The sequence below is a fragment of the Rhizobium sp. LARHSG275 genome, from assembly GCF_052871115.1.
In genome coordinates this window covers 209,884-230,055 of the sequence record NZ_JBIXJN010000002.1, presented here as the reverse complement: position 1 = coordinate 230,055, position 20,172 = coordinate 209,884, and the positions used below count along the sequence as shown (strand labels likewise).

Annotated in this window: 23 protein-coding genes; 14 read left to right on the top strand and 9 right to left on the bottom strand. The window is 58.9% G+C overall.

Going from position 1 to position 20,172, the window contains the following annotated elements:
• Window positions 1-33 precede the first annotated feature (33 nt).
• The 4 genes from ACIPSK_RS03090 (at window position 34) to ACIPSK_RS03075 (ending at window position 3,075) form a co-directional block, all read left to right on the top strand.
• Window positions 34-504 (top strand): RidA family protein, encoded by a 471-nt coding sequence (locus ACIPSK_RS03090; RefSeq protein ID WP_162118780.1) that lies wholly within the window; start codon window positions 34-36, stop codon window positions 502-504.
• Complete coding sequence (locus ACIPSK_RS03085; protein ID WP_162118781.1) at window positions 501-1,220, top strand: glycerophosphodiester phosphodiesterase; 720 nt, start codon at window positions 501-503, stop codon at window positions 1,218-1,220. The genes ACIPSK_RS03090 and ACIPSK_RS03085 overlap by 4 nt, the downstream gene beginning before the upstream one ends.
• A gap of 177 nt (window positions 1,221-1,397) precedes the next feature.
• Window positions 1,398-2,588, top strand: coding sequence for a GNAT family N-acetyltransferase (locus ACIPSK_RS03080; RefSeq protein WP_162118782.1), 1,191 nt, complete (start codon window positions 1,398-1,400; stop codon window positions 2,586-2,588).
• A 55-nt stretch (window positions 2,589-2,643) separates the two neighbouring features.
• Window positions 2,644-3,075, top strand: coding sequence for an HIT family protein (locus tag ACIPSK_RS03075; protein ID WP_162118803.1), 432 nt, complete (start codon window positions 2,644-2,646; stop codon window positions 3,073-3,075).
• A gap of 107 nt (window positions 3,076-3,182) precedes the next feature.
• Here the strand turns inward: ACIPSK_RS03075 and tnpA are convergent, their stop codons facing one another.
• The 7 genes from tnpA to ACIPSK_RS03040 all read right to left on the bottom strand — a co-directional run bounded on the left by tnpA (window position 3,183) and on the right by ACIPSK_RS03040 (window position 9,622).
• Window positions 3,183-3,590, bottom strand: coding sequence for an IS200/IS605 family transposase (tnpA, locus tag ACIPSK_RS03070; protein ID WP_162118783.1), 408 nt, complete (start codon window positions 3,588-3,590; stop codon window positions 3,183-3,185).
• Between the two features lie 165 nt (window positions 3,591-3,755).
• Window positions 3,756-6,248 carry an ATP-dependent Clp protease ATP-binding subunit ClpA gene (gene clpA, locus ACIPSK_RS03065; RefSeq protein ID WP_162118784.1) on the bottom strand — a complete coding sequence of 831 codons (2,493 nt, stop codon included), beginning with the start codon at window positions 6,246-6,248 and terminating at the stop codon, window positions 3,756-3,758.
• Between the two features lie 10 nt (window positions 6,249-6,258).
• A complete protein-coding gene (gene clpS / locus ACIPSK_RS03060; RefSeq protein WP_017988219.1) occupies window positions 6,259-6,609 on the bottom strand; it encodes an ATP-dependent Clp protease adapter ClpS in 351 nt (116 codons plus the stop codon).
• Between the two features lie 274 nt (window positions 6,610-6,883).
• The gene (locus tag ACIPSK_RS03055; RefSeq protein WP_017964130.1) at window positions 6,884-7,258 is read right to left on the bottom strand and encodes a phasin family protein; all 375 of its coding nucleotides are present in this window, start codon (window positions 7,256-7,258) and stop codon (window positions 6,884-6,886) included.
• A gap of 272 nt (window positions 7,259-7,530) precedes the next feature.
• Complete coding sequence (locus ACIPSK_RS03050) at window positions 7,531-7,734, bottom strand: DUF3126 family protein (protein WP_003539277.1); 204 nt, start codon at window positions 7,732-7,734, stop codon at window positions 7,531-7,533.
• 140 nt (window positions 7,735-7,874) lie between these two features.
• Complete coding sequence (gene cysE, locus ACIPSK_RS03045) at window positions 7,875-8,708, bottom strand: serine O-acetyltransferase (RefSeq protein ID WP_011651805.1); 834 nt, start codon at window positions 8,706-8,708, stop codon at window positions 7,875-7,877.
• Window positions 8,709-8,836: 128 nt separating this feature from the next.
• On the bottom strand, window positions 8,837-9,622 hold the full coding sequence (locus tag ACIPSK_RS03040) for an alpha/beta fold hydrolase (protein ID WP_162118785.1): 786 nt from the start codon (window positions 9,620-9,622) through the stop codon (window positions 8,837-8,839).
• Between the two features lie 157 nt (window positions 9,623-9,779).
• On the opposite strand from ACIPSK_RS03040, the gene ACIPSK_RS03035 reads away from it, so the two are divergent.
• Window positions 9,780-10,025 carry a zinc-finger domain-containing protein gene (locus ACIPSK_RS03035; RefSeq protein WP_017964128.1) on the top strand — a complete coding sequence of 82 codons (246 nt, stop codon included), beginning with the start codon at window positions 9,780-9,782 and terminating at the stop codon, window positions 10,023-10,025.
• A gap of 27 nt (window positions 10,026-10,052) precedes the next feature.
• A complete protein-coding gene (locus ACIPSK_RS03030; RefSeq protein ID WP_162118786.1) occupies window positions 10,053-11,207 on the top strand; it encodes an FAD-dependent monooxygenase in 1,155 nt (384 codons plus the stop codon).
• A gap of 31 nt (window positions 11,208-11,238) precedes the next feature.
• Here the strand turns inward: ACIPSK_RS03030 and ACIPSK_RS03025 are convergent, their stop codons facing one another.
• Complete coding sequence (locus ACIPSK_RS03025) at window positions 11,239-12,429, bottom strand: cystathionine beta-lyase (RefSeq protein WP_162118787.1); 1,191 nt, start codon at window positions 12,427-12,429, stop codon at window positions 11,239-11,241.
• A gap of 361 nt (window positions 12,430-12,790) precedes the next feature.
• On the opposite strand from ACIPSK_RS03025, the gene ACIPSK_RS03020 reads away from it, so the two are divergent.
• The 6 genes from ACIPSK_RS03020 (at window position 12,791) to ACIPSK_RS02995 (ending at window position 18,367) form a co-directional block, all read left to right on the top strand.
• Window positions 12,791-13,816, top strand: a complete 1,026-nt coding sequence (locus tag ACIPSK_RS03020) for an amino acid ABC transporter substrate-binding protein (protein WP_064251094.1) — start codon at window positions 12,791-12,793, stop codon at window positions 13,814-13,816.
• A 103-nt stretch (window positions 13,817-13,919) separates the two neighbouring features.
• Window positions 13,920-15,122 carry an amino acid ABC transporter permease gene (locus tag ACIPSK_RS03015; protein ID WP_162118788.1) on the top strand — a complete coding sequence of 401 codons (1,203 nt, stop codon included), beginning with the start codon at window positions 13,920-13,922 and terminating at the stop codon, window positions 15,120-15,122.
• A 1-nt stretch (window position 15,123) separates the two neighbouring features.
• Window positions 15,124-16,278 (top strand): amino acid ABC transporter permease, encoded by a 1,155-nt coding sequence (locus ACIPSK_RS03010; RefSeq protein WP_017964123.1) that lies wholly within the window; start codon window positions 15,124-15,126, stop codon window positions 16,276-16,278.
• 35 nt (window positions 16,279-16,313) lie between these two features.
• A complete protein-coding gene (locus ACIPSK_RS03005) occupies window positions 16,314-17,087 on the top strand; it encodes an amino acid ABC transporter ATP-binding protein (RefSeq protein WP_162118789.1) in 774 nt (257 codons plus the stop codon).
• Between the two features lie 329 nt (window positions 17,088-17,416).
• Complete coding sequence (locus ACIPSK_RS03000) at window positions 17,417-17,845, top strand: DUF3597 domain-containing protein (RefSeq protein WP_162118790.1); 429 nt, start codon at window positions 17,417-17,419, stop codon at window positions 17,843-17,845.
• A gap of 210 nt (window positions 17,846-18,055) precedes the next feature.
• Window positions 18,056-18,367 carry a hypothetical protein gene (locus tag ACIPSK_RS02995; protein ID WP_162118791.1) on the top strand — a complete coding sequence of 104 codons (312 nt, stop codon included), beginning with the start codon at window positions 18,056-18,058 and terminating at the stop codon, window positions 18,365-18,367.
• Between the two features lie 151 nt (window positions 18,368-18,518).
• Here the strand turns inward: ACIPSK_RS02995 and ACIPSK_RS02990 are convergent, their stop codons facing one another.
• A complete protein-coding gene (locus ACIPSK_RS02990) occupies window positions 18,519-18,698 on the bottom strand; it encodes a hypothetical protein (protein WP_017964118.1) in 180 nt (59 codons plus the stop codon).
• Window positions 18,699-19,194: 496 nt separating this feature from the next.
• On the opposite strand from ACIPSK_RS02990, the gene ACIPSK_RS02985 reads away from it, so the two are divergent.
• Both ACIPSK_RS02985 and ACIPSK_RS02980 read left to right on the top strand, forming a co-directional pair.
• Window positions 19,195-19,452, top strand: a complete 258-nt coding sequence (locus tag ACIPSK_RS02985; protein WP_162118792.1) for a hypothetical protein — start codon at window positions 19,195-19,197, stop codon at window positions 19,450-19,452.
• 1 nt (window position 19,453) lies between these two features.
• Window positions 19,454-19,744, top strand: a complete 291-nt coding sequence (locus tag ACIPSK_RS02980) for a DUF982 domain-containing protein (protein WP_017964116.1) — start codon at window positions 19,454-19,456, stop codon at window positions 19,742-19,744.
• The last annotated feature ends 428 nt before the right edge of the window (window positions 19,745-20,172 follow it).

Below are 20,172 nucleotides of genomic sequence, written 5' to 3'. Positions count from 1 at the left end.
TTAGAAGAATTGACAACAAAAGCGGAGGCGAAAATGTCCGATGAAATAGCAGCGCGCCTGATTGAGATGGGGATAACCCTGCCCGAAGCCGCAGCACCTGCTGCAAATTACGTTCCCTATGTCATCAGCGGCAATCTCCTCTACATCTCCGGCCAGCTACCGCTCGAAGGCGGCAAGGTCGCCGTATCGGGCCATCTCGGCAAGACCGTCGACGTCGCAACGGGCCAGCGCGGCGCCGAACTTTGCGCCATCAACATCCTTGCCCAGGCGAAGGCGGCACTTGGCGGTGAACTCAGCCGTATCCGGCGCGTCGTCAAGCTGAACGGCTTCGTCGCCTCGGCGCCCGACTTCATTGAGCAGCATCTCGTTATCAATGGCGCTTCGAACCTGATTGCCGGCGTGCTCGGCGAAGCCGGCAAACATGCGCGTGCTGCTGTCGGCATGGCCGCCCTGCCGTTGAACGCCGCCGTCGAGATAGACGCTATCATGGAAATCGCCGAATGACCAATGCTGCCTGGATCAGGGACCTGCCGGTCGCCCATCGCGGCTATCACGATCTCAACACCCATATCTGGGAAAATACGCTTTCGGCATTCTCGCGTGCCGTCGAAGCGGGCTTTGCGATCGAATGCGACCTGCATTACGCCTCCGACGGCGTGCCGGTCATCTTTCACGACGAGGACTTGCAGCGCCTGTGCAATCTCAGCGGCGACATCCGCGAGCGCACGTCCAGGGAACTCGGACTGATCGCCGTCGGCGGCACCAGCGACAAGGTGCCGACGCTGCGCCAGCTCCTCGACCTCGTCAAGGGCAAGGTGCCGCTGGTGCTGGAGCTCAAGGGCCGCGAGGCCGATGACGAAGGTTTCGCCGAAGACGTGCTCGAGGTGCTTGAAAACTATCAGGGCAAAGTGGCGCTGATGAGCTTCGATCACTGGCTGCTGCGCGATCTGAAGGCGCTTGGCTCGCCCTACCCGCTCGGGCTGACCGCCAACGGCAACACGCCGGAAGCGTTCAACACGCATGCGAAGGCGATGGCGATCGGTCTCGATTTCATCTCCTATTATTATGACGACCTGCCGAATGCCTTCATCACCGGCGAACGCAAGAAAGGCATTCCCGTCATCACCTGGACGGTGCGTGACGAAGAGGCGCGTCGACGCACATTCGCCAATGCAGACCAGATGACCTTCGAGGGCTTCGATCCGCGTGTGGCTGCTTGACACTCGCTTTTTGGCCAAGATCATGCGCAGACTGCTGCATAATTCCTTAAATTGGATCGATTTGAGGATAAAATTATGCAGCAACTCAAAGTGTTACAGCGTCCTTTGCGCGTCTGAAAGAGGCGGCGCTGTAAGGCAGAGCCGAGACTATCCTCCCACAGGCTTCACATTTGCCCCATGACTGACGAACTATCCATTCGCGTAGAACGCTCCTTCACCGCGATTTCCCCGGAGAGCTGGTCCAGGCTTTCCGGGGCATCGAAGTCCTGCAGTACGCTTGCTTACAACCCCTTCGTTTCGCACGCCTTTTTATCATCGCTGGAGGAATCCGGTTCGGCCGACGCCGAGACCGGCTGGCTCGGCCACCACCTGCTGCTCGAGACCGATCGCGGCGAACTGGTCGGCGCCCTGCCCGGCTATCTCAAGAACCACAGCCAGGGCGAATATGTCTTCGACCATGGCTGGGCCGACGCCTTCGAGCGGGCCGGCGGGCGTTATTATCCCAAACTTCAGTGCTCGATCCCGTTCACCCCGGCGACAGGCCCGCGTCTTCTTGTCGCCGAGGGGCTGCAGCGGCTTCCGATCCAGAGCGCTATCGCCGAAAGCCTGAAGGAGGTCGTGCGCCGGCTCGGCATCTCCTCGGCCCATATCACCTTCGTGCCAGATGATGAGATCGGCGTCTTCGAGATGGACGGCTATCTGCACCGCACCGACCAGCAGTTCCATTTCATCAATGACGGCTATGCCAATCACGAGGAATTCCTCGAAACGCTTGCCTCGCGCAAACGCAAGGCGTTGCGCAAGGAGCGTCGCGCCGCACTCGAAAACGGTATCAGCATCGACTGGCTGACCGGCAGCGACCTGACAGAACGCATCTGGGATCAATTCTTCAAGTTCTACATGGATACCGGCGGGCGCAAGTGGGGTCGGCCCTACCTCACCCGTAAGTTCTATTCGCTGATCGGCGAACGCATGGCCGACGACGTCCTGCTCGTCATGGCCAAGCGCGACGGGCGCTATGTCGCCGGCGCGATCAACTTCATCGGCGGCGATACGCTCTACGGCCGTCACTGGGGCTGCGTCGAGGATCACCCCTTCCTGCATTTCGAGGTCTGCTATCACCAGGCGATCGACTTCGCCCTTTCGAAAGGGTTGAAACGGGTCGAGGCCGGCGCGCAGGGCGAACACAAGCTCGCCCGCGGTTACCTGCCGGTGACAACGCATTCCGCCCATTATGTCGCCCATGCCGGCCTTCGCCGGGCGATCGGCGACTATCTCGCCCGCGAGCGCACCGACGTCGAACAGATGAGCGAGCTGCTGAGCGAGCACAGTCCGTTCCGCAAGGGCGAGCGTCAGCAGGAGGATTGACGCCGCCGCAACGGTCGCGCTACCCGAATAATCTGGAAACGAGGAGATTTTCGTGATGACCAGCCCAGCCGCCTATGACGACAGCAACATCTTCGCCAAGATCCTGCGCGGCGAAATCCCTTCGCACCGGGTTTATGAAGACGAGCATACCGTCGCGATCATGGATGTGATGCCGCAGGCGCCGGGCCACGTGCTCGTCGTTCCGAAGGCGGCGTCGCGCAATATCTTCGATGCCGATCCCGCCACCCTCACCCGTGCGATTACGGTCGTCCAGAAGGTCGCCAATGCGGTCAAGGATGTTTTCGACGCCGACGGCGTTTTCGTCGCCCAGTTCAACGAACCGGCCGCCGGGCAAACGGTGTTCCATCTGCATTTCCACGTCATCCCGCGGCTTGAGGGCACCGCCCTCAAGCCGCATTCCGGCAAGATGGAGGACGGTGCCGTGCTGGCCGCCAATGCCGAAAAGATCAGGGCAGCGCTGGCGTAAGGTCGATATCAGCCAAAGCGATGGAACGAGCCGAAAGTCATGACCTCCACCAAAGGTGGAGGTTTGAAACGCTGCGCTTGAACCGCTAGAAGCGGTTTTGCTATATGTTAGTAGCTGGCATTAAAGAGGTCGGCAAAGTCGGAAGCTTTGTCGACCTTTTCCTGATTACGGATATAACGTCTGACGACCTGCTCATCATAGCCAGCCGTAGACACGAAGTACCCACGCGCCCAAAAGTGATAACCCTTGTAGCGTCGTTTGCGGGCATACTTGTTGGCAACCCCAACAATGTGAGAAACTGAGTATTTTGGTGGGATCGATATCAGCATGTGCACATGGTCGGGCATCAAGTGCCCTTCCGTGATTTCGCACCCCTTTTGTCGAGCAAGAGTATGCAAAAGATCCCCCAATTCACGCCGTACGTCCCCGTAGAGCCGTTTCGTTCGGTACTTACTCGCGAAGACCACATGATATTTGCAGTCCCACGTCGCGTGTGATTGCGATCGTTCGTCCATAAAACCTCCGTTCTATGTCTCGGCCAATCTAACGGTCCAAGCTCGGAGGTCTCTCAACTATGATGTAGAACACTTCCAGTCCTCCACCGAAGGTGGAGGTTTATTTATTCCACAACCAAAAAAGGCCGCGGTGACGCGGCCTTTTTCCAATTCGGTGACACTATCTTACTTCTTGCGTGGAACCTTCGGAACCGCGCTTCCCTTCTTCGGAGCGTCGCGAACCTCAGGCTCGGCCCGCGGGGCTGTCTTGGCGCGCGCCTTGCGGGCCGCCTTCGTCTTCAGCTCACCGTCATCCTCGCCGTCGACTTCGGGGTGGGCGACCTCGGCTTCGGGCTTCGGCTTGATCGGCGCCGTTTCCGAAATGGCTTCGAGCACGATGCCGGGCTTGCCGTCTTCCTTGGGGCCGACGGTGACATTGACGACGCCGCCCTTCTTCAGCTTGCCGAAAAGGATTTCGTTGGCGAGCGGCTTCTTGATCGTATCCTGGATGACGCGCGCAAGCGGGCGGGCGCCCATCTTCTCGTCGTAACCCTTTTCCGCCAGCCAGGCGATCGCATCCTCGTGCAGGTCGAAGGTGACGTTCCTTTCGGAAAGCTGGGCCTCCAGCTGCATGATGAACTTCTGCACGACCTTGTGGATGACCGCCGTTGGCAACGCCGCAAAGGGAATGATCGCGTCGAGACGGTTGCGGAATTCCGGCGTGAAGAGACGGGTCAGCGCCTCCTCGTCCTCGCCGGTGCGCTTGGACGAGCCGAAGCCGATCGCCGCCTTGGCCATTTCGGATGCGCCCGCATTGGTCGTCATGATCAGGATGACGTTGCGGAAATCGATCTTCTTGCCGTTATGGTCGGTCAGCGTGCCGTGGTCCATGACCTGCAGCAGGATATTGTAGATGTCGGGATGCGCCTTCTCGATTTCGTCGAGCAGGACCACGCAATGCGGGTGCTGGTCGACGCCATCTGTGAGGAGGCCGCCCTGGTCGAAGCCGACATAGCCGGGAGGTGCACCGAGCAGACGCGAAACCGTGTGCCGCTCCATATATTCCGACATGTCGAAGCGCAGGAGTTCGACGCCGAGCGACGATGCCAGCTGTTTTGCCACCTCGGTCTTGCCGACGCCGGTCGGACCGGAGAAGACATAGGCGCCGATCGGTTTGTTCGGCTCGCGAAGACCGGCACGCGCCAGCTTGATCGAGGTCGAAAGAGCTTCGATCGCGATATCCTGGCCGTAGACCACCGAACGCAGTTCCTGCTCGAGATTGGCGAGCACGGCTTCATCGTCCTTGGAGACGGTCTTCGGCGGAATGCGCGCCATCGTGGCGACCGTCGCCTCGATCTCCTTTTCGGTGATCAGCTTGCGGCGCTTCGACGGCGGCAGCAGCATCTGGGCCGCACCGGTTTCGTCGATCACGTCGATCGCCTTGTCGGGCAGCTTGCGGTCGGAGATGTAGCGGGCCGACAATTCGACGGCCGACTTGATGGCGTCGTTCGAATAACGCAGGTGGTGATACTCTTCGAAATAGGGCTTCAGGCCCTTCATGATCTCGATCGCATCATCGATCGACGGCTCGCTGACGTCGATCTTCTGGAAACGACGGACCAGCGCCCTGTCCTTCTCGAAGAACTGGCGATATTCCTTGTACGTTGTCGAACCGATGCAGCGAATCGCGCCCGATGACAGGGCCGGCTTCAGGAGGTTCGATGCATCCATCGCGCCGCCCGAGGTGGCGCCGGCGCCGATCACCGTGTGGATCTCGTCGATGAAGAGCACGGCGCCCGGATATTCTTCCAGTTCCTTGACGACCTGCTTCAGGCGCTCCTCGAAATCGCCGCGGTAGCGCGTGCCGGCCAAGAGCGTGCCCATGTCGAGCGAGAAGATCGTCGCATCGGCGAGCGCTTCCGGTACCTTGCCTTCGACGATGCGCTTGGCAAGGCCTTCGGCGATCGCCGTCTTGCCGACGCCGGGATCACCGACGTAGAGCGGATTGTTCTTCGAACGGCGGCACAGGATCTGGATCGTGCGGCTCACCTCAGCGTGACGGCCGATCAGCGGATCGATCTTGCCGCCCTTGGCCTTCTCGTTGAGATTGACGCAGTAGGCCTTGAGCGCGTCCTGCTGCTTCTTGGGGCCGCCCTCTTCCTCGCTGCCGCGCGCCGTCGGCTTGCTGCTTTCGGCTTCGTCTTCGGCGCCGCGCGGGGGGCGCGCTTCCGAAATGCCGGGGCGCTTGCCGATGCCGTGGGAGATGTAGTTAACCGCATCGTAGCGGGTCATCTCCTGCTCCTGCAGGAAATAGGCGGCATGGCTTTCGCGCTCGGCGAAAATCGCGACGAGCACGTTGGCGCCGGTCACCTCTTCGCGGCCGGACGACTGCACGTGGATGACCGCCCGCTGGATGACGCGCTGGAAGCCGGAGGTCGGCTTCGAATCCTCGTCATAACCGGTGATCAGGTTGGAAAGTTCGTTATCGACATATTCGACGAGCGTCTTGCGCAGCGCGTCGAGATCGACATTGCAGGCACCCATGACCGCGGCCGCATCGGCATCGTCGATCAGGGCAAGCAGCAAATGCTCGAGCGTCGCATATTCGTGGTGCCGCTCGTTGGCAAAGGTCAGTGCCTGATGGAGCGCCTTCTCTAAACTAGGCGAAAATGTTGGCACGTTCAGATCCTCACTTCTTTTCCATGACGCATTGCAGCGGATGCTGGTGCTGCCGGGCGAAGTCCATCACCTGGCTGACCTTCGTTTCCGCTACCTCGTATGTGAATATTCCGCATTCGCCGACGCCGTGGTTATGGACATGGAGCATGATGCGGGTGGCACTTTCACGATCCTTCTGAAAAAAACGCTCCAGAATATGGATGACGAATTCCATGGGAGTGTAGTCGTCATTCAAAAGCAGCACACGATAAAGATTGGGCTTCTTGGTCTTCGGCTTGGTGCGCGTGATGACCGAGGTTCGATTTGCGTTGTCCCCGTTCCTTTCGCTGTCGTTCTGCATCCGGATCGGCTTTGCGATCATTGTCATTCATTCCTCAAGCAATCCGGCGGAGCATGGGAGGGTGCTTTTCCCACCGAATATCTGAAACACTAACTTAGTTCATAATAGGCTGATTTTAAGCCCCCTGTCAGACACTGCAATCAAGAAATGGCCGCATGCACGGGAAAGACTAAAAAAGTCCCCGGTCGATCCCATGCGGGCGCTGCAGCGAAAGTGGAAACAAAAAGACCGGCTACAGATGCGTAGCCGGTCCTCATTTTTCAATATGTAGCGCAGGTTGCGCGTCAAAATCAGTTCATGCAGCAGCAGGCGTCGCCGCCGACGGCGCCGACTTGGCGCTCTTGACGACGGCAGCGGCGATCGGTGCTTCATAGGGCTTGTAGGCTGATTTGGCGAGATCGGCATACATCTCACTGAGCTTCGTCGTCTCGGAGACAAAGCCTTCGAAATACGCCTTGACGTAGCTCGTCTGCAACTCGAAGGCCGCCTCGAAGCTCTTGACGCCGGCCAGCGTTTCGAAATGCGTCACTGCGTCCTGGAAGGATTTCTTCGAATATTCAGTGGCTTCGGCGGCGATCGCCTGAAAGCCTTTGGTCGTGTCGGAATAGGTTTTCAGGGCCGTGTCGACGGCTTCCTTGCTCTTCTTGTTAGCATCGTCAAAGTTGAACATGAGCCATCCTCCGTTGGGCTGTTGATGGCCGCAGGGTAGCTGCAATGCACAAATAGTCAAGTAGTCTTGTGCGATGCAACACCTCTTTGGGTTGCATGACAATAATAAAACAAAGCCGATGTCCCGGGGCACGTACGTCTTTAACGGATTTCGCTAATATATAGGCCGATGCTGCAACTATAAGCTTTAAAAAAAATTTTACTCGTGAGCACAAAAGACAAAAAAACCGGGCGGATCGTGCCGCCCGGCTCAGCTAAATTGGTCGAACGCGATCAGAGATCGACGTCGAGGATCGCCATCGAAAAGTTGTAGGAGCGGTCACCGTCCTCGTCATCGATATAGACGACGCCCAGAAATTCTTCGCCGAGATAGACTTCCGCAGAATCATCCTTGCGCGGACGCGCCTTGACGATCATCTGCGGATTGAACATGCGCTTGAAATAGGCGTCGAGCTTCTTGATTTCTTCTGGCTTCACTCTGTCATCTCCGTAAGCGGTCTTGATTGGCCGCTTCTTGCACAGGAAATGCAGCGGTGTAAAGGCAAGGTTGCCGTCTGCTCATGGCCCTCCTCGCTCGGATCCCGCCGATTTCTCCTATCCCTGGTTCCAACGGGCGCTCAGATATCGGCGCCGATCACCTGATCCATGTTGCGCGACGGCTCGGAACAACCGGCCTCGCCGACGACCTTAGCCGGAACGCCCGCCACCGTTTTCTTGGGAGGCACCGCCTTCAAGACAACGGAGCCGGCTGCGACACGTGAGCAGTAGCCGATCTCGATATTGCCAAGGATCTTGGCGCCGGCGCCGATCATGACGCCGGAGCCGATCTTCGGATGACGGTCGGCGCCCTCCTTGCCGGTGCCGCCGAGTGTGACGCCGTGCAGGATCGAGACGTTGTCGCCGATGACAGCCGTCTCGCCGACGACGAGGCCGGTGGCGTGATCGAGGAAGATGCCCTTGCCGATCCGGGCGGCCGGATTGATGTCGGTCTGGAAGACGCTGGAAGAGCGGCTCTGCAGATAGAGGGCGAAATCACGCCGGCCGCGGTTCAGCAGCCAATGGGCGAGACGGTGTGTCTGCAGCGCATGGAAGCCCTTGAAATAAAGCACCGCCTCCATGAAGCGCAGGCATGCGGGATCGCGGTCATAGATCGCCTGGATATCGACGCGCAGGATGGAACTCCAGTCAGGCCAGTCGAGAAGCATTTCCTCGAAGGTCTGGCGCAGGAGGTTCGCCTGCATGTCGGGATGATCGAGACGTTCGCAGATGCGGTGGATGACGCATTCCTCGAGCGAATGGTAGTTGATCACCGTAGAATAGAGGAAGGCGGCGAGAACCGGATCCCGTTCGGCGGCGAGCCGGGCTTCCTCGCGCAGGCTGTCCCAGATGGGGTCCATCACCTTCAGCGGATGGCCTGTCTCAAAAGCACGGATGTCAGTCTTTGCGACCATCGCCGCTCTCCTCGTTGCCGGAAGGAATGCCGTTTTCGGAATGCCAATATATAAAGGAAAACGCCAATAACATAAATGGGTGCCGTCGCCATTGTTTTTTAGCATGGTTTTTCGGCATCACGATGTTGTCAGCGATGGGCGACCCTTGCATAGAAGGCCAGCACCGCCTGCTTGAAAACCCTGTCGCCGACGGCGAGCATATGATCGCGGCCCGGAATATCCAGCGCCTCGGCATTTTGCATCAGCGCCGCCAATTCCTGCGGCGAGCCGGCAATATCATCCTTGGTGCCGACGCCGATCAGCGTCGGCACGTCGAGCTTGGCCATATCGGAGCGGGCAACGAGATCGCGCGAGCCGCGGATGCAGTCGGCAAGGGCGACGCGGTCACTCTTCGTCTGCTCGGCGAAAGCGCGGAACATGCGGCCGCGGGCATGCGTCACCGCGTCGAGCGAGGGCGCCAGCAGCGCATCGGCGATCGGGTCCCAATCGCCGACGCCATCGGTCATGCCGATGCCGAGGCCGCCGAGAACCAACGAGCGAACCCGATGGGGATTGGCAAGTGCGGCAAAGACGGAAATACGCGCGCCCATCGAATAGCCCATGACATTGGCTTTGGGGATGCCAAGATGGTCGAGCAGCGCGACCGCATCGCCGGCCATGATCCATGGACGATAGGCTTCGGCATCGTGCGGCTTGTCGCTTGTGCCGTGGCCGCGATTGTCCATGGCGATCACCCGGTAGCCGGCATCGCCCAGCGTCTTCAGCCAGCCCGGATGCACCCAATTGACGTTTGCGGTCGAGGCAAAGCCGTGGATCAACAACACGGGCACACCGGCCGGATCGCCCTCATCGAAGAAGGCGAGCTGCAATCCATCATGGGTGAAGCTTGAAAATGCGGGTGTATTCAGATTCATCGAGCCTTCCTTTTGGCGCGACCATAGTCGAGCGGCCTTTCATCGTGAAGCCAAAAACTGTGGCTAAAAACTGTGCCTGGCGCGGCGGTTTGGCTCTACACATTTGCGGCGAAGGCTTATAAGGTTCGCGCACATTTCAAAGCATTCGGAGAGCGACATGGCCGGCCACAACATTCCCCACTTCCAGAACGACGGCGGTCACAGCGTTATCGAAGTTGGCGTCAAGGAATTCATGTGCACCGGCGCTTCGGCTCCCTTCGATCATCCGCATATCTTCATCGACATGGGCGACGACAACGAGAAGGTCTGTTCCTACTGCTCGACGCTCTATCGTTTCAATTCCGCGCTCAAGCCCAGCCAGACCAATCCGGCCGGTTGCGTTTTCCACGTGAAGGCGGCGTAGTCAGTCCAGATCCGGATCGGACGGACAATGCCGATCGAACATGCCGCCATCATCGGCGCCGGCATATCAGGGCTGACCGCTGCCCTTGCGCTTTCGCGCCGGGATATCAGTTCGGAGATCTTCGAGCAGGCGGGCGAACTCACCGACATTGGCGCCGGATTGCAGGTTTCGCCGAACGCCTCCCGCATCCTTGCCGAATTCGGTATCCTTGAGGGACTGTCAAAGGTCTGGCTCGAGCCGGACGCGATCCGGCTGATATCAGGCAGTTCGCTTCGCCAGCTCGCGACGGTGCCGGCCGGCAAATTCGCGCGGGAACGCTGGGGCGCTCCCTATGGCGTCCTGCACCGCACCACATTGCAAAAAGCCCTTCTGGATGCGGTTACGGCCGATCCGCTCTGCCGGCTTCACCTCGGCGTGCGGATGGACTCGAGCCTACCGCCTTTCGAGCGGGCGGCCGATGTCATCATCGGCGCCGACGGCGTCTGGTCGAAGCTTCGGCAATTCGTTCCGGGCAGCCCCTCGCCGCGCTTTTCCGGCAATATCGCCTACCGCTTTACCATTCCCGAAAATGAGGCGCCTGGTTTCCTCGACCGGGCAAGCGTTTCGGCTTTTCTCGGCGGCTCGGCACATCTCGTCTGCTATCCGCTCAGGGAGACCGGCAGCTTCAACATGGTGGCGATCACCGCCGGCAATATCGCGCCGCAGGCCTGGCAAAGCGAGCCGACGGCCGAGCAGCGGGTGCAGCTGCGGGCGCGCCTTTCCGGCTGGAACGCCTCGATCGTCTCGCTACTCAGCCGAAATAGGAAGCTGACGTTCTGGCCACTGTTCGAAACCACATCAGGCGCATGGCAGGACGGCCGAAAGACGGTTCTGATCGGCGACGCCGCACATGCGATGATGCCGTTTGCCGCCCAGGGAGCGGCGATGGCGATCGAAGACGGCTATGAACTGGCCGCATTTCTTTCGAACCGTCCCGTGGCGGAAGCACTGGCGCTCTTCGAACGACATCGCGCGCCGCGCATCGCGAAGCTTCGCCAGCGCGGCGCCTTCAACCGGTTTGCCTATCATGCGAAAGGGCCGATCCGGATCGGCCGCGATCTCGTGCTCGGCCTCAAGCCGCCGCTAAGCCTGGCGGCAGATCTCGACTGGATCTACGGCTATCGGGCTGCAGATCTGCCGTGAGCCGCTGCCAGCGACGACAAAGCGTGTCCGATCAGATGGCGCTTGCGGCGGCAAAACCCCTCTCGATATCGGCCTTGAGGTCGGCCACGTCCTCGATGCCGATCTGCAGGCGGATGACCGGACCGTCCGTCGGAGCCTTGGCGACCGTGCGATCGTTGAGATAGGCGTGCAAGGCGAGGCTTTCATAGCCGCCCCAGGAATAACCGAGACCAAAAATCCTGAGCGCGTCGAGGAAGGCATGCGCCTTTGCTCTGGACTTCTCGGGACCATCGGCGGCAAGCACGAAGGAAAAGATGCCGCTGGCGCCTTTGAAATCGCGCTTCCAGAGATGGTGGGAGGGGAAACTCGGCAGGGCCGGATGCAGCACGCGGGCGACATCCTCCCTGCCCTCCAGCCATTCCGCGATATCGAGCGCGCTTTCATAATGCCGATCGAGGCGCAGGCCCATGGTGCGCAATCCGCGTAGGATCTGGTAGGCATCATCGGGTGCGCCGCAGATGCCGAGCACACCGTTTGCCTCCTTCAGCCGCTCCCAATGCTCGGCATTGGCCGAAACCGTTCCGAGCAGAATATCGGAATGGCCGGACGGATATTTCGTCGATGCGTGGATCGAGATGTCGACGCCGTGATCGAGCGGCCTGAAATAGAGCGGCGTTGCCCAGGTATTGTCCATCATGACGACGGCGCCATGGCGGTGCGCAACCCCCGAGATTGCCGGAATATCCTGCATTTCGAACGTATTCGAGCCGGGGGCCTCGGTATGGACGAGCTTCGTGTTCGACCGGAACAACGTCTCGATGCCGGCGCCGATCTCCGGATCGTAATATTCCACCTCGACGCCGAGGCGCTTCAGCATCGTGTCGCAGAAATGGCGCGTCGGACCATAGACCGAATCGACCACCAGCGCATGATCGCCGGCAGCGACGAAACCCAGGAACGGAATGGTGACGGCCGCAAGGCCCGAGGGGACGAGGATCGTGCCGGCCGAGCCTTCGAGCGCGTCGATCGCCTCGCAGAGCGCATCCGTCGTCGGTGTGCCGCGCGTTCCGTAGGTGTATTTCTGCGTGCGCGTCTCCATCGCCCGTGCATTCGGAAACAACACAGTCGAGGCATGCACGACCGGCGGATTGATGAAGCCGTGATAGTCGAACGGGTCGTTGCCGATATGGGTCAGGCGGGTGTTGATGCCGGCATTCTGCAGCAAGCTGTCTTTGTCTTTCATGTCGGGAATAGCCTTTGGCGAAGGGTCGCGAAACCAGACTTTTGGACGCCCCGCCGTTTCGGGTCAACCCCTTGAAGATCGGTTGCAGGCGACGATCCGAAATGATGGAAATTTCGATTTTCGCGTTATTTTTCCGCAACCGGACGCCTATTTCATAGCCAGCCGCCCACGAATGCAGCGCAATCTACCAAAATTCTGAATTTTGCGGCAATTATTGGGCGCGACACTTGACCATAGTGACATTTGCGACTGTGATAGGGTCACTCGCGCCGGGAGGGTGTCGAGACAATGGGGAGGCGGCACGGATTGTTCGCACGCACTCTCCACAAGAAAAGATAAGACAACGGAAAAGGTTGGGAAAATGAAAAATAAGCTCCTGTCGGCCGCCATCGGCGCAGCAGTTTTGGCAGCTGGCGCCTCGGCCGCCTCCGCCACCACTCTCTCAGACGTCAAGGCAAAGGGTTTCGTTCAGTGCGGCGTCAATACCGGCCTTACCGGCTTTGCCGCACCTGACGCTTCCGGCAATTGGGCCGGCTTCGACGTCGACTTCTGCAAGGCCGTCGCTTCGGCCGTGTTCGGCGACCCCACCAAGGTCAAATACACGCCGACAAATGCGAAGGAACGCTTCACCGCTCTGCAGTCCGGCGAAATCGACGTTCTCTCGCGCAATACGACCTGGACGATCAATCGCGACACCGCACTCGGCTTCAACTTCCGTCCTGTCACCTATTACGACGGCCAGGGCTTCATGGTGCGCAAGGGTCTGAACGTGAAGTCGGCTCTCGAACTCTCCGGCGCCGCAGTGTGCGTACAGTCAGGCACGACTACCGAACTGAACCTCGCCGATTACTTCAAGACGAACAATCTGCAGTACAATCCGGTCGTCTTCGAAAATCTTCCTGAGGTCAACGCCGCCTATGACGCCGGTCGTTGCGACGTTTACACGACCGACCAATCCGGTCTCTATTCGTTGCGTCTGACGCTGAAGAATCCCGACGAACACGTCATCCTTCCTGAGATCATCTCCAAGGAGCCGCTTGGCCCGGCCGTCCGTCAGGGTGACGACCAGTGGTTCGACATCGTTTCCTGGACGGCTTATGCGCTGATCAATGCCGAAGAGTTCGGCATTACCCAGGCAAATGTCGACGAGATGAAGAACTCGCCGAACCCGGATATCAAGCGCTTCCTCGGCAGCGAGGCCGATACCAAGATCGGCACCGACCTCGGCCTGACCAATGATTGGGCCGCCAATGTCATCAAGGGCGTCGGCAATTATGGCGAAATCTTCGAACGCAACATCGGTGAGGGTAGCCCCCTCAAGATCGCACGGGGCTTGAATGCCCTGTGGAACAAGGGCGGCATCCAGTACGCACCGCCGGTTCGTTAATCGAGCCCTGGCATGAAATACCGGGAAGGCGGCCAAGCCGCCTTCCCGCTTCCAAAAAGCTAAAAAGAAAGCCCGAAAACGGGCACAAGGGGATTGGCGCGGCATGACGCATGAGGCTGTGGATTCGACACCTTTGCATGGCACCGGCTGGAGTTTCCGGTCGGCAATGTACGACCCGAAATACCGGAGCATATTTTACCAGGTTCTAACAATTGTTGTTCTCGTGGGCTTTGTGTGGTGGGTGGCCCACAACACGGCCGTGAACCTTGCCCGCAGCAATACGGCATCGGGTTTCGGCTTTCTTCGCGGTCGCGCCGGTTTCGAAATCGGCCAGTCGCTGATCAGCTTTTCGAGTGACTCGACTTATGCGCGCGCACTTCTCGTCGGCATTCTGAATACCTTGCTGGTGGCGGTGACCGGGATATTCACGGCGACCATCATCGGTTTCCTGATCGGGATCGGCCGGCTGTCGCGCAATTGGTTGGTTGCCAAGCTCTGCACGGTCTATGTCGAGGTTTTCCGCAACATTCCGCCGCTGCTCGTCATCTTTTTCTGGTATCTCGGCGTTCTCTCCGTCTTGCCGCAGCCGCGCGAGTCGGTGGGTCTGCCGTTCAACATGTTCCTCAACAACAGAGGACTAGCCTTCCCGAAGCCGATCTTCGAGACAGGCATGATAGCGGTCGGCATCGCCCTGCTGATTGCGATTGTCGCCACCATCATCATCGTGCGCTGGGCCCACAAGCGCCAAGCCGCAACCGGCCAGCCGTTCCACACCGTATGGACGTCGATCGCGCTGATCGTCGGCATGCCATTGCTGGTCTTCGTTGTCTCCGGCTTTCCGCTCACCTTCGACGTTCCGATTGCCGGAAAATTCAACCTCACGGGCGGCTCCGTCGTCGGCCCCGAATTCATGTCGCTGTTTCTCGCTCTGTCCTTCTATACCGCCTCGTTCATCGCCGAGATCGTTCGCGGCGGCATTCGCGGCGTTGCAAAGGGACAATCCGAAGCAGCCGGCGCGCTGGGACTGCATCCATCGAGCGTGACGAGACTTGTCGTGGTGCCGCAGGCGCTGCGTATCATCATCCCGCCGCTGACGAGCCAGTACCTGAACCTGACCAAGAACTCCTCACTCGCCATCGCGATCGGTTTCTCGGATCTCGTTGCCGTCGGCGGCACGATCCTCAATCAGAGCGGTCAAGCGATCGAGATCGTCTGCATCTGGGGTATCGTCTATCTCAGCTTGAGCATTCTCACGTCGCTGTTCATGAATTGGTTCAATGCCAAGATGGCACTGGTGGAGAGATAAGATGTCGGTCGCCGATAAACCCTTTGTCAGAACGTCCATCCTTGCCGCCGAACCGCCGCCCCCCGGCGAGACCGGGGCCGTCGCCTGGATACGCCGCAATCTCCTGGCAACTCCGAAGGACGTGATCCTGACGATCCTGGCTCTTGCGCTCATCGCATGGGCCGTGCCGCATCTCGTCAATTGGCTGTTCATCCAGGCCGTATGGTCAGGCCCGGACCGCACATTCTGCGCGACGACGATCCAGGGCGGCATCCAGCCTGACGGCTGGAGCGGTGCATGCTGGGCCTTCATCAGCGCCAAGTACGATCAGTTTATTTTCGGCCGCTATCCGCTCGGTGAGCGTTGGAGGCCGGCGATCGTCGGGATCCTGTTCATTCTGCTGCTGGTCCCGATGTTGATCCCGTCGGCGCCGCGCAAGGGCATGAACGCCATTCTTCTGTTCGCCGTCCTGCCGGTCCTCGCCTTCTGGCTTCTTCACGGCGGCTTCGGCCTCGAAGTGGTGGATACTCCGCTCTGGGGCGGGTTGATGGTGACGCTCGTTCTATCCTTTGTCGGTATTGCCGTCTCTTTACCCTGCGGCATTCTGCTCGCGCTGGGACGCCGCTCGAAGATGCCCGTCATCCGGATGCTTTGCGTTACCTTCATCGAGGTCATTCGAGGCGTTCCGCTGATCACCGTTCTGTTCATGGCAAGTGTCATGCTGCCGCTCTTCCTTCCCACAGGCTGGAACGTGGACAAACTGCTTCGGGCGCTGATCGGTGTGTCGATTTTCACGTCGGCCTATATGGCGGAAGTGATCCGCGGCGGCCTTCAGGCGATCCCGAAGGGACAGTTCGAAGGCGCCGATTCACTTGGCCTCGGCTATTGGCAGAAGACCCGGCTGATCATCATGCCGCAGGCCATCAAGCTGGTGATCCCGAGCATCGTGAACACCTTCATCGGAACGTTCAAGGACACGTCGCTGGTCACCATTATCGGCATGTTCGATCTGCTTGGCATCGTCAAGCTGAACTTCTCAGATGCCAACTGGGCAAGCGCTGTCACGCCGATCACGGGTCTGATCTTCGCGGGCTTCATCTTCTGGCTGTTCTGCTTCGGCATGTCGCGCTATTCAGGTTTCATGGAACGCCATCTCGATACCGGCCACAAACGATAAGAACGCTAAAACGATAAAAATGAGGGAAAATAGTCATGGCTGAAGCTCCAGCGAAAAAGCTCACCGTTTCCGCGACGGAAGTGGCGGTCGAGATCGTCAACATGAACAAATGGTACGGCGATTTCCACGTGCTGCGCGACATCAACCTGAAGGTCATGCGTGGCGAGCGTATCGTCATCGCCGGTCCGTCGGGCTCGGGCAAGTCGACGATGATCCGCTGCATCAATCGCCTGGAAGAGCATCAGAAGGGCAAAATCATCGTCGATGGCACCGAGCTCACCAACGACCTGAAGAAGATCGACGAAGTGCGGCGCGAAGTCGGCATGGTGTTCCAGCACTTCAACCTCTTCCCGCACCTGACGATCCTCGAAAACTGCACGCTGGCGCCGATCTGGGTCCGCAAGATGCCGAAGAAGCAAGCCGAAGAAGTGGCCATGCACTTCCTCAAGCGGGTCAAGATTCCGGAGCAGGCCAACAAATATCCGGGCCAGCTCTCCGGCGGCCAGCAGCAGCGCGTGGCGATCGCCCGGTCGCTGTGTATGAACCCGAAGATCATGCTGTTCGACGAGCCGACCTCGGCGCTCGATCCCGAAATGATCAAGGAAGTGCTCGACACCATGGTGGGTCTTGCCGAGGAAGGCATGACCATGCTCTGCGTCACGCATGAAATGGGCTTTGCCCGCCAGGTCGCCAACCGCGTCATCTTCATGGACCAGGGCCAGATCGTCGAGCAGAATTCACCGGCCGAGTTCTTCGACAATCCGCAGCACGAACGCACCAAGCTGTTCCTCAGCCAGATCCTGCACTAAAGCGGGTCACGATCTTTCGGTTTCTCTCCCCGCGCTTTAGGCCCTTGTTTTTACGCATGTTGTCGCAAACCGCTGCTCACTTTTGCATGCTTTAGATCGAAGCATCCTTTGAAAAGACCCGCCGAGCCGCTGGCTCGGCGGGTTTTGCATGTTCAGCGGGAGGCGGCGAATAATCCGATCGGAGCTCTTCCTCGAGATCGATCACACGCGGCATTGGCTTTTCTACCAAGGATTGAACGTGTTAAAAATAACTCCCTTCCCGCCTAGATATATCAGGCGGGAAGTCCATGTTTCAGCATGTTCTCATCTGATGGAACTGGAGGTTTAGAATGGGCATTTTCGACAAAATCAAACATGCAATCTTCGGAGAGGCGAAAGCAGCCGAACCCGTTGCTGCCGGCGCGCCGAAGATGGAGCCGGCGCAAGCGCCTGCCTCACCGTCGGCGGCGCCCAGTCCAACGCCTGCTGCCCCTGCCCCGCAGAGCAAGCCGGCCACCGCCACAGTCGATATCGTCCCGATCCTTGACGCGGCTGTGAAGAAGAGCGGCCAGAAACTCGATTGGCGCCACTCGATCGTGGACTTGATGAAAGCCGTTGGGATGGATGCAAGCCTAACCGAGCGCAAGGAACTTGCCGCTGAACTCGGCTATACCGGCGACGCCAACGATTCCGCAAAAATGAATGTGTGGCTGCACAAGGCGCTGATGAAGCGGCTTTCGGAAAATGGCGGCAAGGTTCCCGCCGATCTCTTGGATTGATCGGTACAAAATTGCTGCCGCCATCCGTGGCGGCAGCTCTCAAGCCGCCGGTGCGCTTCGCGAGATGATCTCGCTCATTTCTCACGGTCGGCCATCCGGAAGATCACGCCGCCGATGTAGATGCCGCAACAAGCGGGCCTTGCCCGCAGGCACTGGAACTAATAACGTTCTGCTCGATACTTCGATAATCGATCAGGGGGAATAAATCCAATGAGATTGATGGCAGTCGTTGGTCTTGCACTTAGCCTGGGCTGTATATCGGCCGCAGAATCTCCTTCAAACTATCAGTCCTACAGCGGCATTCGGGTCGATACCGACCCGGCGCTCCTGGCTCGATACGATAAAGTGCTTCAACGGTGCGTGCCGGAGGCTGGCTCATGGCGACGCGGCTCAACGGACCCGCACAGCCTCTATTACAACGCGGCTCTCAGAAGTTGCCTCTATAGGTACAGTTTCGTCGACAGGGGCGTCTACGCCTACCCCATCCCCCAGGTCTACTTCGATCATTTCCTGGATCGCTGAGAAGAGCCGAGAAGATCCAATCCGCCGTAGGCCTTCAGAGGCGCATCAAACAAAACCCCGCCATTATGGCGGGGTTGTCTTCGATCGCGATGCAGCCCTTCAAAATGCTACAGCGTCCTTTGCGCGGCTTAAAAGACGCACGGCGCTGTCGTCAGCGTTTGCCGCCACTTGGCGGCCTGCCCTTGCCTGCCGGTCGATTACCGCTTCCGGACGAGGTCTTGGCGTCATTGCCCTGACCGAAGTTGGTGCCGCCGAGGTGGCCACCGCCACTGGTATTGGCGACCTGGCGCTGCATTTTGCGCAACAGTGCTTCTGCATTGGTCTTGCTCATAAAATTCTCCTCAATGGCTGGAAAACCCAGCCTGAATGGCGCCGCTGACATCCGCGGTCAAAGACCGAAGGCATATCGGGCAGCGACGATGGGTGTTTGGTGGAGGCTTGCGTCGATCAAAGAATTGCCTGCGTTCATGACGATCCCCCTCAACCGGCATGACAATCACCCTCCGGCGGCTGCCAGACGGCGCAGAAATCGATTTTGAAAGGAAAGATCAGCTGGGACGCCAAGGGCGCAAACCAAGCTCGACAAGCAATTTCGATAGAAGAATCAATAGGACGGCAATGTGTTTAAAACAAGTTCCCGGCCACTTGGTTGTCTAGGCATTGCCTCGAATTTCTGCCCAATCGGACAAGGGCAATAGCCCTAAGCATTTTAACAATCCAGATAGTCCGATCGAAAGCTGCGCCTGACAAAACAACAACTTACGATTTCAACAGTAAAACGACATGTCACGGTTTTTGATGGGATCGGTGGCCTTCATCGCGGAGTGATGAACCTCGTGTTCTCGGTGTACTCCGGTGCGGTCATGCTAACAGCAGCCCTCATTGGAGCCTGTCATCCGCCCGAGAAGCATCCCAAGACCAGTTCGGATCTGCTCGACCGCGCTTTGACCCAGATCGGTTTGATCGGTTTGACCGCTCTGCGACTGCATCGAATCTCCCCGTTCCGTTGCCGGCCGTTGTTGCGGAACCATCCGCGGATGATCATGCAGCAGCTCCCGTTGGAACGCTTTTTGCAGGGTTACTAATATGTTGATGATGCAAGGACCAAACGTCATGAATCGGTACACATCGCATCAGTTTCCCGCCCTGAGGATGCTCATGAGCGGCCAAGATAAATACAGCGTCGTCAGAACCCTCGGCGACGCAGCCATCATGCTCATTTCCGAATGGCCTGGAGATGATGGCGAGGAGTATATCGTAGCGGTGAAGACATGCCTCGACGCGATCCGCGGCACCACGCCCGCAAACGCCGCGCGGGAAGCGCTGATGAGAGCGGCTGATGAAGCCGGCATCCGCTACCTCTCGGTCGTTCACTGAGATCACCGCTGGATCGGGCAGAAACGGCGCGCAGCCACGCTGATCGCCGAGGCCGAATTCTGGGGCTAGGTAGGATGGATGGCGGAGAGCTGCAGCCTGCCTGCTATGCTGAGGAAATGCGGGATGGCACTGGTCCTGCGAGCCCTCCCAGATCAAGCTGCGCGCGTGAGTGGATCATATCGGGCGAAACGACATCCCAGCTGTAGTGACTAGCTGCAATACGCTACCTGTTGGACCTCGTCAAAGGCATGAAATAGGTGAAAGCCGGACATACCATGCCCTGACTGACCTCCGCAATTTCCGCCGCATGGTCTTTCGCGTCACGCGAATCGAAATAGAAATCAGACGCCGATCATTGATAGCAACAACACCGTTGTGGCCGCGACAAACCGACAAACGGCGTCCGACAGACCTTCAGTTCTGCGCAG

What these genes read in the sequence shown, in the direction of transcription:
- ACIPSK_RS02990 (WP_017964118.1), bottom strand. Translation starts at nt 18,698, where the DNA reads ATGAGCAAGACCAATGCAGAAGCACTGTTGCGCAAAATGCAGCGCCAG.
- ACIPSK_RS02985 (WP_162118792.1), top strand. Translation starts at nt 19,195, where the DNA reads ATGAACCTCGTGTTCTCGGTGTACTCCGGTGCGGTCATGCTAACAGCA.
- ACIPSK_RS03010 (WP_017964123.1), top strand. Translation starts at nt 15,124, where the DNA reads ATGTCGGTCGCCGATAAACCCTTTGTCAGAACGTCCATCCTTGCCGCC.
- ACIPSK_RS02980 (WP_017964116.1), top strand. Translation starts at nt 19,454, where the DNA reads ATGTTGATGATGCAAGGACCAAACGTCATGAATCGGTACACATCGCAT.
- tnpA (WP_162118783.1), bottom strand. Translation starts at nt 3,590, where the DNA reads ATGGACGAACGATCGCAATCACACGCGACGTGGGACTGCAAATATCAT.
- ACIPSK_RS03075 (WP_162118803.1), top strand. Translation starts at nt 2,644, where the DNA reads ATGACCAGCCCAGCCGCCTATGACGACAGCAACATCTTCGCCAAGATC.
- ACIPSK_RS03040 (WP_162118785.1), bottom strand. Translation starts at nt 9,622, where the DNA reads ATGAATCTGAATACACCCGCATTTTCAAGCTTCACCCATGATGGATTG.
- ACIPSK_RS03030 (WP_162118786.1), top strand. Translation starts at nt 10,053, where the DNA reads ATGCCGATCGAACATGCCGCCATCATCGGCGCCGGCATATCAGGGCTG.
- ACIPSK_RS03015 (WP_162118788.1), top strand. Translation starts at nt 13,920, where the DNA reads ATGACGCATGAGGCTGTGGATTCGACACCTTTGCATGGCACCGGCTGG.
- ACIPSK_RS02995 (WP_162118791.1), top strand. Translation starts at nt 18,056, where the DNA reads ATGAGATTGATGGCAGTCGTTGGTCTTGCACTTAGCCTGGGCTGTATA.
- ACIPSK_RS03035 (WP_017964128.1), top strand. Translation starts at nt 9,780, where the DNA reads ATGGCCGGCCACAACATTCCCCACTTCCAGAACGACGGCGGTCACAGC.
- ACIPSK_RS03000 (WP_162118790.1), top strand. Translation starts at nt 17,417, where the DNA reads ATGGGCATTTTCGACAAAATCAAACATGCAATCTTCGGAGAGGCGAAA.
- clpS (WP_017988219.1), bottom strand. Translation starts at nt 6,609, where the DNA reads ATGATCGCAAAGCCGATCCGGATGCAGAACGACAGCGAAAGGAACGGG.
- ACIPSK_RS03085 (WP_162118781.1), top strand. Translation starts at nt 501, where the DNA reads ATGACCAATGCTGCCTGGATCAGGGACCTGCCGGTCGCCCATCGCGGC.
- ACIPSK_RS03055 (WP_017964130.1), bottom strand. Translation starts at nt 7,258, where the DNA reads ATGTTCAACTTTGACGATGCTAACAAGAAGAGCAAGGAAGCCGTCGAC.
- ACIPSK_RS03020 (WP_064251094.1), top strand. Translation starts at nt 12,791, where the DNA reads ATGAAAAATAAGCTCCTGTCGGCCGCCATCGGCGCAGCAGTTTTGGCA.
- ACIPSK_RS03005 (WP_162118789.1), top strand. Translation starts at nt 16,314, where the DNA reads ATGGCTGAAGCTCCAGCGAAAAAGCTCACCGTTTCCGCGACGGAAGTG.
- cysE (WP_011651805.1), bottom strand. Translation starts at nt 8,708, where the DNA reads ATGGTCGCAAAGACTGACATCCGTGCTTTTGAGACAGGCCATCCGCTG.
- ACIPSK_RS03025 (WP_162118787.1), bottom strand. Translation starts at nt 12,429, where the DNA reads ATGAAAGACAAAGACAGCTTGCTGCAGAATGCCGGCATCAACACCCGC.
- ACIPSK_RS03080 (WP_162118782.1), top strand. Translation starts at nt 1,398, where the DNA reads ATGACTGACGAACTATCCATTCGCGTAGAACGCTCCTTCACCGCGATT.
- ACIPSK_RS03090 (WP_162118780.1), top strand. Translation starts at nt 34, where the DNA reads ATGTCCGATGAAATAGCAGCGCGCCTGATTGAGATGGGGATAACCCTG.